Origin of the sequence: Pseudobutyrivibrio xylanivorans DSM 14809, assembly GCF_900141825.1 — a bacterium.
Lineage (GTDB): Bacteria > Bacillota > Clostridia > Lachnospirales > Lachnospiraceae > Pseudobutyrivibrio > Pseudobutyrivibrio xylanivorans.
The window spans coordinates 33,120-45,486 of sequence record NZ_FQYQ01000018.1; the positions used below are offsets into that span (position 1 = coordinate 33,120).

Annotated in this window: 13 protein-coding genes; all 13 read left to right on the top strand. The window is 40.7% G+C overall.

Translation table 11 applies throughout. The features are described 5' to 3' along the window. The 13 genes from atpA (at nt 1) to BUA88_RS11825 (ending at nt 12,322) form a co-directional block, all read left to right on the top strand. Nucleotides 1-2,010, top strand: a complete 2,010-nt coding sequence (atpA, locus tag BUA88_RS11770) for a F0F1 ATP synthase subunit alpha (protein ID WP_072918272.1) — start codon at nt 1-3, stop codon at nt 2,008-2,010. A gap of 3 nt (nt 2,011-2,013) precedes the next feature. Further along, nucleotides 2,014-3,024 carry an ATP synthase F1 subunit gamma gene (gene atpG / locus BUA88_RS11775; RefSeq protein ID WP_072918274.1) on the top strand — a complete coding sequence of 337 codons (1,011 nt, stop codon included), beginning with the start codon at nt 2,014-2,016 and terminating at the stop codon, nt 3,022-3,024. 55 nt (nt 3,025-3,079) lie between these two features. Beyond that, complete coding sequence (gene atpD, locus BUA88_RS11780) at nt 3,080-4,477, top strand: F0F1 ATP synthase subunit beta (protein ID WP_028248520.1); 1,398 nt, start codon at nt 3,080-3,082, stop codon at nt 4,475-4,477. A gap of 3 nt (nt 4,478-4,480) precedes the next feature. Further along, nucleotides 4,481-4,906, top strand: coding sequence for an ATP synthase F1 subunit epsilon (gene atpC / locus BUA88_RS11785; RefSeq protein ID WP_072918276.1), 426 nt, complete (start codon nt 4,481-4,483; stop codon nt 4,904-4,906). A gap of 83 nt (nt 4,907-4,989) precedes the next feature. Next, nucleotides 4,990-5,934: an alpha/beta fold hydrolase gene (locus BUA88_RS11790; RefSeq protein WP_083572509.1), complete on the top strand. Its 945-nt coding sequence runs from the start codon at nt 4,990-4,992 to the stop codon at nt 5,932-5,934. Between the two features lie 17 nt (nt 5,935-5,951). Beyond that, entirely contained in the window at nt 5,952-6,995 is a 1,044-nt protein-coding gene (locus BUA88_RS11795; protein ID WP_072918278.1) for a DUF6709 family protein, read from the top strand. A 3-nt stretch (nt 6,996-6,998) separates the two neighbouring features. Further along, the gene (locus BUA88_RS11800; RefSeq protein ID WP_072918280.1) at nt 6,999-7,742 is read left to right on the top strand and encodes a class I SAM-dependent DNA methyltransferase; all 744 of its coding nucleotides are present in this window, start codon (nt 6,999-7,001) and stop codon (nt 7,740-7,742) included. Then, a complete protein-coding gene (gene hslO / locus BUA88_RS11805; RefSeq protein ID WP_072918283.1) occupies nt 7,742-8,611 on the top strand; it encodes an Hsp33 family molecular chaperone HslO in 870 nt (289 codons plus the stop codon). Before BUA88_RS11800 ends, hslO begins: the two co-directional genes overlap by 1 nt. 108 nt (nt 8,612-8,719) lie before the next feature. Further along, nucleotides 8,720-10,426 carry a L,D-transpeptidase family protein gene (locus BUA88_RS11810; RefSeq protein ID WP_072918286.1) on the top strand — a complete coding sequence of 569 codons (1,707 nt, stop codon included), beginning with the start codon at nt 8,720-8,722 and terminating at the stop codon, nt 10,424-10,426. Then, nucleotides 10,410-11,474, top strand: a complete 1,065-nt coding sequence (hisC, locus tag BUA88_RS11815; protein ID WP_072918328.1) for a histidinol-phosphate transaminase — start codon at nt 10,410-10,412, stop codon at nt 11,472-11,474. Before BUA88_RS11810 ends, hisC begins: the two co-directional genes overlap by 17 nt. Next, entirely contained in the window at nt 11,474-11,965 is a 492-nt protein-coding gene (locus BUA88_RS11820) for a COG2426 family protein (protein WP_036953153.1), read from the top strand. Before hisC ends, BUA88_RS11820 begins: the two co-directional genes overlap by 1 nt. Before the next feature lies 1 nt (nt 11,966). After that, on the top strand, nt 11,967-12,143 hold the full coding sequence (locus tag BUA88_RS16185) for a hypothetical protein (protein WP_159430896.1): 177 nt from the start codon (nt 11,967-11,969) through the stop codon (nt 12,141-12,143). Next, nucleotides 12,131-12,322 carry a DUF6472 family protein gene (locus tag BUA88_RS11825; protein ID WP_072918289.1) on the top strand — a complete coding sequence of 64 codons (192 nt, stop codon included), beginning with the start codon at nt 12,131-12,133 and terminating at the stop codon, nt 12,320-12,322. Before BUA88_RS16185 ends, BUA88_RS11825 begins: the two co-directional genes overlap by 13 nt. The last annotated feature ends 45 nt before the right edge of the window (nt 12,323-12,367 follow it).

Here is a 12,367-nt window from a genome sequence, read left to right on the forward strand (position 1 = left end):
GTGACAGATAAGTCTTTTAATTACATTAGTGATTTACATAGTATCAAAAATGCGGGATCTCATCTGCAGAACGCTGCATCTATCATCGATATGATACCAGCAATTGGTGAGGAGCTCGCGGATCCTACTGTGCCTGACACTAAAAAGCACATGGTAGTTGACAAAATCTTCCCACGTGAAATTCGTGAATTTTTAAAGCTACTTTGTGATAATGGTGATTTTGACTCATTTGGTGAAATCGTTGCTGACTACAAGGCTTTCCTTGAAAATCAGGGAGAGAACATTGAGTATGCAACACTTAGATATGTTACAGCACCTACAGATGAGCAGCTTGCAGGAATTAGAAAGTTCCTTGCAAAGGAATATGGCAGTGAGGATATCCTTATTAAGAAGGAAGAAGATCCTTCACTTAAGAGCGGCTTCGTTCTTACAGTTGGCTCAAGGGAGTACGACTGGAGTGAGCAGAGCCGTATTGAGCAGCTTTCTCAGAGAATTAATGAGGCTGTTCAGAAGAGTACAGTAGATGAAAATATCCTTTCTATCTTAAGATCTAGTATTGATGATTTCGAGGTTAAGGATAAGGAAGTCGGAATCGTAAAGTGGGTTGGTGACGGTATTGTTAACGTTAATGGTATCGACCACGCATTTTATGGTGAGATTGTTATCTTTGATTGTGGTGTCAAAGGAATGGTTCAGGACATCCGCCGCGATGAAATTGGTATCATCCTTTTTGATCGCGATGTAGATATAAAGGAAGGTTCGAAGGTAGTACGTACTGGCAAGATGGCTGGTATTCCTGTTGGCGAAGGCTTCCTTGGCAGAATCGTAGATGCACTTGGTACTCCTATCGATGGAAAGGGTGAGATTGATGCTGATGGATTCAGACCAGTAGAGTGCCCAGCACCAAGTATCGTAGATAGAAAATCAGTTAGCCAACCAATGGAGACAGGTCTTCTTTCAATCGATTCAATGTTCCCAATCGGTCGTGGTCAGCGTGAGCTTATCATCGGCGATAGACAGACAGGTAAGACATCAATTGCTACAGATACAATTATCAACCAGAAGGGCAAGGATGTTGTCTGCGTTTACGTTGCAATCGGACAGAAGGCATCTACAATTGCAAAGCTTGTTAATACATTAAAGGAGCACGGTGCTATGGATTACACTATCATCGTTAGTGCCACAGCAGCAGATCCAGCTCCACTTCAGTATATTGCACCATATGCAGGTACAGCTCTTGCAGAATATTTCATGTATTCAGGCAAGGACGTACTTATTGTATATGATGATTTATCAAAGCACGCAGTTGCATACCGTGCTATTTCACTTTTGCTTGAGCGTTCTCCAGGACGTGAGGCATATCCAGGTGATGTATTCTACTTACACTCAAGATTATTAGAGCGTTCAGCAAGAATCATCCCAGAGGCAGGAGGCGGTTCTATCACAGCCCTTCCTATTATTGAGACACAGGCAGGTGATTTGTCAGCATATATCCCTACCAACGTAATCTCAATTACTGATGGTCAGATTTTCCTTGAGTCACAGCTGTTTAATGCAGGCCAGAGACCAGCGGTTAACGTAGGTCTTTCTGTATCCCGTGTTGGTGGTGCAGCTCAGACTAAGGCTATGAAGAAGGCCGCAGGTTCAATTCGTATCGACTTAGCTCAGTACCGTGAAATGGAAGTCTTCACACAGTTCTCATCAGATCTTGATGATGCGACAAAGAGACAGCTTGCTCACGGACGTGCTCTTATGGAGCTCTTAAAGCAGCCACTTAACAGACCTTTCTCAATGGCAGAACAGGTTATTATTCTTGTGGCAGCAAATGCACATATTTTTAGTGATTTAGATGTTACAGCAATTAAGAAGTTCAGATTAGATATGCTTGCATTCTTCCACGAGGAGCACAGCGATATTATCAATCAGCTTAATCAGACTAAGAATATGACAGATGAGTTAAAGGAAAGTATCATCGAGGCAGCTACTGAGTTTAAAAACAATCAGGAGTAAGCTATGGCAAGTACAAAAGAAATCCAGAATAGAATAAATAGTATTCAGGATACGATGAAGATTACCAATGCCATGTACATGATGTCCTCAATGAAGCTTAGAAAGGCAAAGCAGAAGCTTGCCGATACAGAGCCTTTCTTCGATGCAGTTCAGCGAGAGCTTGCAGAGAACCTTGTTCATTTCCCAGATATCAGACATATATATTTTGATAATCGTGTGGAGGATGAGCAGGAGTGTTTAAAACACAGAGGCTTTATTGTTTTCACTGGTGATAAGGGCATGGCTGGTGCTTATAACCATAACGCCATTAAGATGGCCCTTGATCGAATTTCTGATTTGCAAAAGGATGAGTACACATTGTTTGTTGTTGGTGAGGTGGGACGAAATTTCTTCCTTAACGGCGGCTACAATGTGGATGAGAATTTTAGATTTTCTTCAAATAATCCATCCATGCACAGAGCCAGAGTTATCTCAGAGTACATGATTGAAAAGTATAACAATGGCGAGCTGGACAGAATTGATGTTGTCTACACTAAGATGCTTAATTCTGTAACAGAGGAAACCTGTGTAGAACGTCTTCTTCCTCTTAGAACACAGAAGTTCATTAAGGAAAAGGCTAAAGAGATTGAGGAGGATATTGAGGGAACAGGTAAGGCAGCTCAGGAAATGAAATCCGGAGTTAAGCATGTTCACTCAATTAACAGTTACGAGTACGAGGCTGTAACAAAGGGTGGCGATAAATGGATGCCATTCTTCCCATCACTTAAAGCTGTTTTGGAACAGCTGGTTCACAACAATTTTACAGGCTTCATTTATGGTGCCCTTGTAGAATGTTCAGCCAGTGAGGAAAATGCCAGAATGATGGCGATGCAGTCCGCTACAGATAATGCAGAGGCAATTCTTCGTGAATTATCTATTGAATACAACAGAGTGCGTCAGGCTGCTATTACCCAGGAAATTACTGAGGTAATTAGCGGTGCTAAGGCACTCAAAAAGAAGAAAGCAAAAAAGTAAAGGTTTTTGATTTCAAATTTTTTGTAGGCAGTTCTACATTAGGAAAGGAACAAACATGAAATTAAAAGGAAAAATCGTACAGGTTTCAGGACCTGTCGTAGATGTAGAATTTTCAGGGAATGACCTTCCTGCCATCAGAGATGCCCTTTACGTAATGGTAGGGGATGAAAAGAGAGTAATGGAGGTTTCTCAGCACATCGGTCTTGGTGTTGTAAGATGTATCTTACTTGCACCATCTGAGGGACTTGCCCGCGATATGGAGGTTGTAGCTACAGGAGAGAGCATTACTGTTCCTGTTGGTGAATGTACTCTTGGTCGATTATTCAATGTTCTTGGCGACACACTTGATAAGGGTGAGAAGCTTGATAATGAAGAGCATTGGAGTATCCACCGTGAGCCACCTACATTCGAGGATCAGAGCCCTGTTGTTGAGATGCTTGAAACAGGTATCAAGGTTATCGATCTTCTTGCTCCTTATGCTAAGGGTGGTAAGGTCGGACTTTTCGGTGGTGCCGGTGTAGGTAAGACTGTTCTTATTCAGGAGCTTATCCACAACATCGCTACTGAGAGTGGTGGTTATTCCATCTTTACAGGTGTTGGAGAGCGTTCCCGTGAAGGTAATGATCTTTGGACAGAAATGGCTGAGTCAGGAGTTCTTGACAAGACAGCCTTAGTATTTGGTCAGATGAACGAGCCACCTGGAGCACGTATGCGTGTTGCTGAGACAGGACTTACAATGGCTGAGTATTTCCGTGATGTTAAGAATCAGGATGTGCTTTTATTCATTGATAATATTTTCCGTTTCGTACAGGCAGGTTCAGAGGTTTCAGCCCTCCTTGGTCGTATGCCATCTGCCGTAGGTTATCAGCCTACACTTGCTAACGACTTAGGTGAGCTTCAGGAGAGAATCGCTTCTACAAAGAACGGTTCAATCACATCAGTTCAGGCCGTTTATGTACCAGCGGACGATTTAACAGACCCAGCACCAGCTACAACATTCTCACACTTGGATGCTACAACGGTTCTTTCTCGTAAGATTGTTGAGCAGGGTATTTACCCAGCTGTTGATCCACTTGAGTCAACATCACGTATCCTTGAGCCAGACGTTGTTGGTGAGGAGCACTATGCAGTTGCTCGTGGTGTACAGGAAATTCTTCAGAAGTATAAAGAACTTCAGGATATTATTGCTATCCTTGGTATGGAAGAGCTTTCAGACGAGGATAAGCTTACAGTATATCGTGCACGTAAGGTACAGCGTTTCCTTTCACAGCCATTCTCAGTTGCTGAGAACTTCACAGGCGTTAAGGGACAGTTTGTAACTGTAAAAGAGACAGTTCGCGGATTTAAGGCTATCTTAAATGGCGAGATGGATGAGTATCCAGAGGCAGCATTCTTTAATGTTGGTACAATCGAGGATGTTAAGAAGAAGGCTGCAGATCTTGCAAAGGAGTAACCTATGGCATCTTTATTTAATCTTAAAATAATTGCCTGCGATGGAATCTTCTACGACGGCCCATGTGAGATATTAGTATTTCCAGGCTCCGATGGTGAGTATGCTATTCTCAATCATCATGAGGTATTTACCGGCATTGTGGAGATTGGTAACATCCGCTTCACAACAGGTGATGGCGAGAAGAGAAATGCTATTATTTCCGATGGACTAGTTACAGTTGAGCCTGATGGTTCAGTTGTAGTAGTAGCATATTCATGCGAGCGTCCAGAGGATATTGATACATTCCGTGCTCAGGAAGCTCTTGAGCGTGCTCAGGAACAGCTTCAGCAGAAGCAGAGCCGTATTGACTACCAGATTTCTGCAAATAATATGGCTCGTGCAATGGCGCGACTTAAAGGCGCTGGAGCGAATAATCTGTACAAAATATAACATTGAATATACCTAAAAAATACCTTAAAATGATAACTACTCGGAGTATGAGTAGTTATCATTTTTTTTTGGGAGGAAATGGTATGATAATGCAAGAGGAGTATAGTTTCAATTCAGCCGATGGTCACTCGGTGATTCATTGTAGAAAGTGGATTCCAAAGGGGGAGCCTGTTGCAGTATTGCAGTTGGTGCATGGAATGCTTGAATACATTGAAAGATATGATGAGTTTGCTACATTTTTAGCTGAGAAGGGTTATGTGGTTGTAGGTCATGATCATATTGGTCATGGACATTCTGTCGCTAGTGATGACGAGCTTGGCGTTATGACTGGCGTTCATCCATCAGATGATATGGTGGAGGATATTTATACCCACTATTCAATTACAAGAAAAGCTTATCCAGCTTTAAAATACTTTATTTTAGGTCACTCTATGGGCTCTTACATGGTAAGAAAGTTCCTTTCTGTAAAGTCAGCATACATCGAGGCTATGAGTGGAGCTATCATCATGGGTACTGGTCAGGAGACTGCTGCTACATGTAATGGTGGTTTGGCTGTTATTAAGCTTATTTCTTTATTCAGAGGAAAGAATTATAGAAGTACTTTGGTTAGGGATATGAGTTATAGTGCGCCTTATAAAAAGTACGATTGTCTTGGTAAGGATTATGGCAATTCATGGCTTACCAAGAATGTTGAAGAGGTAGAGAGATACTACCATGATAAATATTGTACATTCCTGTTTACAGTCAATGCTTATAAGGGACTGGCTGAGGCAGTTAAATATGATGGCACAGCAGAGTGCGTTGCAAAGATGCGTTCAAGCATGCCATTATTAGTGGTTTCAGGTGATTCTGATCCAGTTGGAAATCTTGGAGTCGGCACAACAGCAGTATATGAAGCATTCAGAAAAGGTGGTATCAAAGACACCACACTGAAGCTATACAAAGGTGATAGACACGAGATTCTTCACGAGATGGATAGAGAGCAGGTATTTGCAGATCTCTACCAGTGGATGGAAGCACATAGATAATATTTTCTGGAGACGATATGGATTCACTGGAGCATTTAATTACAAGGTCAATCAAAACATATTACAAAAATAGGCTTTATGCTCCTATTATATTTCTGGTTATCCTTATGGCATTGGCGGTTATTTTCCCGGTAAAACACATGCTTTTACCAAGGACATATTCTGCCGATAATGTCAGCCTGTACCAGCTCTACAACAATAAAGAGACCTACGGCAAATTCAAGCTGTCTAATCTTTATTTTACAGGTTACACCAGTAAGTGGCTGGACAGAACCAGAGGATACTATTACTACACTATGCTGGGTTCGGAGTGTGTTATAGTTCTTTTGGATCCTGACACCTGTGAGCAGGGAGCACCTACTATAGAACAGCTGACAGTCAGAGGTCAGATTCTTTACGAATCCGAGGCTGCCAGATCACTTCTTTCAAATTTGGCTAGAGACCTTAACTGGAGCGAAGATGGCATTTTGTCCACAGTTTCCAGCTATACTATTTCTGAGCCGGATGCCACAGGCTTTGTATCAAAGGCCTTTGAATTTTTTTATGTTTTAACAGGTGCGTATAGTGCCTTATCGATTATTATATATTGCGTTTTTATAGCTTTTCCTGTAGTATCTATTCCGGTCCAAAAGACCAGAGCTTACGGAAAGCCTGCCGAGATTTTGGCAGAGGCAGAGGAAGAGCTTGCCACACTTCCACAGTTGGCCACAGAGGATATGTTCATTACGGAGCATTACTTTATTGAGACCAGCAGCTATGGCGTGGCTATTGTTCCGATTGATGCCATTATTTGGATTTACAAATATTCCACTATGCATAAGTTTTTATGGCATCATTTCTCAATCACCTACACTCTTTATATTACTGCGGCTAAGCGTCACTACATTAAGTGTCCTAAGAATATTAAGAGTGATATCGACGGTATCATGGATTACCTTGCAGAGGCCAATCACGACATTCTGGTGGGATTCTCAGAGGAGAATCGTCTTAAGGTGGAAGAGATTCAGGACGATTTCGAAATTATTAGAAAGATATCTGGCTTTTTATCTAAGAGGGTATAGAAGATGGAAGCTTATACAGGCTTTGCCAGTGTGTATGACAGGTACATGGACAATGTGCCTTACGATACATGGGCAGAAAATATAAAGACTTTATTTAATAAATTTAATATGCCAATGGAAATAGTTTGTGACCTTGGCTGTGGCACTGGTCAGATTACCAGACGTCTCAAGGCCGCAGGCTATGACATGATTGGTATAGATGTTTCTTATGATATGCTTATGGAGGCAATGGCAGCAGAGGATTCCGAAGGAATCCTTTATCTATGTCAGGACATGCGTGAGTTCGAGCTGTATGGTACGGTAGGTGCAGTTGTCAGCCTTTGTGACAGTATGAATTATCTTCGTAATTACGAAGAGCTTCTTACAGTTTGCAAGCTTGCAAATAATTATCTTGATCCTAAGGGATTGTTTATTTTTGATGTTAAGACAGAGCATTTTTATCAGCAGCTGGGGACCAGCACTATTGCTGAGAATCGTGAAGAGGGTAGCTTTATCTGGGAAAATGATTATGATTCTTCTACCCGTGATAATGCTTACTATCTTACGATTTATGAAGAGAATGAAGATGGGACTTTCGACAGATATGAGGAAGAACATCTTCAGCATGCATTTACAATTGAGGAGATCAAAGCAGCCATCAAAGAAAGTGGCTTAGAGCTTTTAGATATTTTAGATGTAGCCACTATGTCTGCACCGGCAGAGGATAGTGACAGGTTGTATTTTATAGCAAGAGAGGTAACAAAATAATGAGTGATTATATAGTTAGAGCAACAGCTGCAAATGATGCAATCCGCGCATTTGCAATTACAAGTAAAGATATTGTTGAAGAGGCACGCGAGCGTCATAACACTTCTCCTATCGTTACAGCAGCACTTGGCCGTATGCTTTCTGCTGGCTCAATGATGGGTGTTATGCTTAAGGGCGAAGATGATTTAGTTACTCTTCAGATTCAGGGGTCTGGTCCAATGAAGGGCATCACTGTTACTGCTAACAGCAAGGGTGAGGTAAAGGGATTCCCTAATGTATCTGTAGTAGACCTTCCACCAAAGAATGGAAAGCTTGATGTAGGTGGAGCTATCGACCTTGGTATCATGCGAGTTATTAAAGATATGGGTCTTAAAGAGCCTTATGTAGGTACAGTTGAGCTTCAGACAGGCGAAATCGCTGAGGATTTAACATATTACTATGCAGTATCAGAGCAGATTCCATCTTCAGTAGGGCTTGGCGTTCTTATGAACAAGGATAATACTGTAAATTGTGCTGGTGGATTTATTATTCAGCTTATGCCATTTACTTCAGAGGAAGTTATTGCAAAGCTTGAGGAGAACCTTCAGACACTCCCATCTGTTACAGATATGCTCTCTAGCGGAAAGACACCAGAGCAGATGCTTGAGACAGTACTTGTTGGTCTTGATATCGACTTCAAGGAGACTTACGAGGTATGCTACAAGTGCGATTGCTCAAGAGACAGAGTTATCAAGAGTCTTGCATCTCTTGGTAAAGAGGATATGGATGACATCATTTCAGACGGCAAGCCTGTTGAGGTAAGATGCCAGTTCTGCAATGAGGCATATGAGTTTGCTATTGATGAATTAAAGAGCTTTAGGAAAAATTAATGATAGATGGTGGTTTACAGGGAAAACTTTAGTTGTTTTTCAGTTGTATTTTCATGTAAACTATCACACGGAACAAGTGTAAACTTTTTACATAAAGGAATTAAGATAATGAGTGGAGTAAAGAAAAAGGCAAAAGCCCAAAGAAAAGCTCATAAATTTTATTTAGATAAAAGAACAATGCTTCGCATAGAGATAATAGCGGGCATTGTTTTATTTGTGTATCTGGCTGGCAGTATTTTCTTTGGAAGCCATTTCTATATCAGAAGTAGGGTAAATGGAGTTGGTGCATCATTTAGAACTGCAGAAGGTGCTTACGAAAAGATTCTTTCTAATGCGGATAAATACACCATCACATTTGAAAATGAAGAAGGCGAAGTGGTTAACGAAGTTAGTGCAGCTGATCTTGGCGTTGATGTTAATTATCAGGTAGACGAGGTACAGGCTCTTCTCGACCAGCAGACAGGTTTTAACTGGGTTGGACGTCTTTTAATTCCAGCAGAGAATTATACTAAGACAGGCAACGCCTACGACGAGGCAAAGGTTAAGCAGGTTGCTTCAAGTCTTGATTTTAGTCACCAGAAGTCTACTAAGGAATCTGAGGATGCTTACATCAAATATGATGGCAACGAATTTGTTATCGTTGATGAGATTTATGGAGACAGAATCGACGCAGAAGGCGTAGAGGAAGCTATTATATATGCAGTTGAGAATCTTCAGACAAAGATTAATATCTCTGATGGAACATGCTACCATAAGCCAGCTGTTAAGGCAGAAGATAAAAATATTAATGCAGCAAAAGACCTTCTTAACAAATACATGAATGTTAATATTCATTATGATTTGGGTGAGGGTATCTCAGAGGAAATTCCTAAGGAAGTTAAGTCTGGATTCTTCAAATGGGATAATGATTTCAAAGTTGAATTTGATAGAGAAGCCATTGGCGAATACGTTAATTCCATGGGTGACAAATATAATACTTATGGAAAGAAAAAGCAGTTTGTCACTACAGAGGGTGAAGAAATAGAGGTTCCAGCAGGTTCATTTGGTTGGAGAATTGCGTATGATGGTGAGATTGATGCTATCATCGCAGATTTTAAAGCTGGCCAGGATGTGACAAGAGATTTCACATACCTCTATCGTGGAACCAGCCATGGTGAAAAGGATTATGGTAATTCATATGTTGAAGTAAATCTTACAACTCAGCATGTGTATGTATACAAAGATGGAGCGATGGTTCTTGATACAAGCTGTGTATCAGGTAATATTTCTAAGGGACATGGTACACACACAGGTGTATATCCAATCGCTTACAAGCAGAAGGATGCTACCCTTAGAGGAGATAATTATGAGTCTCATGTAAATTACTGGATGCCATTTAACATGGGCGAAGGTCTTCATGATGCTACTTGGAGATCTAAGTTCGGAGGCACACTTTACAAGACCAGTGGTAGCCACGGTTGTGTGAATCTTCCACTTTCACAGGCGGAGAAGATTTACGATATCGTTGAGGCTGGTTGGCCAGTAATCGTATTCTATACAGGTGATACTGAAGAGGAGAATTTCAGACTTCAGAATCCACAGATTGATGTTATGAATCTTATCGCAGATATTGAGACAGTTACCCTTGAGTCTGAGGCAAAGATTGCTCTTGCAAGACAGAAATATGATTCACTTTCAGAGGAACAGAAGCCTCTTGTTACGAATTATGAGGATCTTGTAAATGCTGAGCTCGTTCTTCAGACTTTAAAGGCACAGGCAGCGGAGTTGGCACCTACAGAGGGAGAAGTTGTAGATGGAAATGCAATCATGGACTAGAAACGTTAGAAAAGTAATACCTTACACACCAGGTGAGCAGCCAAAAGTCAAAAATATTATTAAGTTAAATACAAATGAGAATCCATACCCACCAAGTCCTTTGGTGGGTAAAGCTATTTCTGAAGTTAGTATGGATTCTCTTAGAAAATACCCAGATCCAGCATGTGTTAATCTGGTTCAGGCAATTGCAGATTATCATAAGAAGGATTCTTCAAGGGTATTTGTAGGAGTTGGCTCAGATGACGTATTAGCAATGAGCTTCCTTACATTTTTTAATTCGGACAAGCCAGTTTTATTCCCAGATATTACATATTCTTTCTATGATGTTTGGGCTGATTTATTCAGGATTCCTTATGTTCAAAAGCCACTTGATGATTCATTTAAGATTAAAGCATCAGATTATGAGGAAGAGTGCGGCGGTATTGTAATTCCAAATCCTAACGCACCAACAGGTGTGGCTGAGCCAGTAGAATTTTTTGAAAAGATAGTTGCGGCTCATCCAGAATGCGTAGTTATTATCGATGAGGCCTATGTGGACTTTGGTTCAAAATCTTGCATCGATTTAACTGATAAATATGATAATGTGCTTGTAGTTCGCACATTCTCAAAATCAAGAGCTATGGCTGGTAATCGTATCGGTTATGCCATTGGCTCACCTGAATTGATTAAGTATTTGTCTGACTGCAAATTCTCTTTCAATTCATACACTATGGATACCATCACTTTGGCAGCAGGCGTTGCATCTATTGCTGATGATGAGTATTTCAAAGAGAAGATTGATGCTGTTATTGCCACAAGAGAGTGGACTAAAGAGCAGCTTTCTTCATTGGGATTTACCTTCCCAGATTCAATGAGCAATTTTATTTTTGCAAAGCATGAATCCGTAAATGCGGTATTCATTTTTGAAGAGCTTAAGAAGAGGGGCATCTTTGTCCGTCACTTCTCAAAGCCAGAGCGCATTGCAGACTACCTTCGTATCAGCATTGGTACAGATGAGGAGATGCAGAGGCTTATAAAAAATATTAAGGAAATTTTAGGAGTAAAGTAATGATTAGATATTTAATTGTATTTTTTGTTTCAATGGTACCACTTGTAGAGCTTAGAGGAGCTATTCCATGGGCATATGGATATAAGGCTTTAGATCCAAACTTTAATCTTTTAGCATCATATATCATAATTGCAATCGGAAATATGCTTCCAATGCCAATTATTTATTTATTTGCACGTAAGGTTCTTGAGTGGGGTAAGGATAAGCCAGTTATCGGTGGTTTCTTTACCTTCTGCCTTGAAAAGGGAGAGAAGGGGGGGAAGAAGCTTCAGGAGAAGGCAGGTCGTGGCCTTTTCGTAGCACTTCTTCTTTTCGTAGGTATTCCAGTTCCAGGAACAGGAGCTTGGACAGGTACACTTGCAGCATCTATTCTTGATATGGATTTCAAGTCAACAATTCTTGCTGTTGTAGGTGGAATTGCACTTGCAGGTTGTATCGTAGGTTTAGTTTGTACATTAGGTCTTGGTGCTTATATAGGAGTGGCAGCTTAGTATGGATACAGCAAATATGTTAATAAACGTAGTTGCAATTTTATCAGGTTTGTTTCTCTACATTGGTATCACTAATACCAAGTGGGGAAAGGAGCATGAAGGATATCAATATGCTATCATGCTTGGAACAATTCTCTGTGCGGTTTTAATAGGAGGATTTATCAGATGGCTGGTGTAAAAAGTTCTACAGCATGTGAATACTGCAATAACTTCGTCTGGGACGAAGAGGATGAGCAGTATTATTGCGAAATGGATATGGATGAAGATGATTACGTTCGTCTTGTTTCAGGTCATTATAAAGAATGTCCTTACTTTGTAGACGGGGATGAATACAAAGTTGTTAGACATCAGAACTAAGAAATATGTTAGAATTAAGTTAATATAATGGAGGAGGGGTAAGTT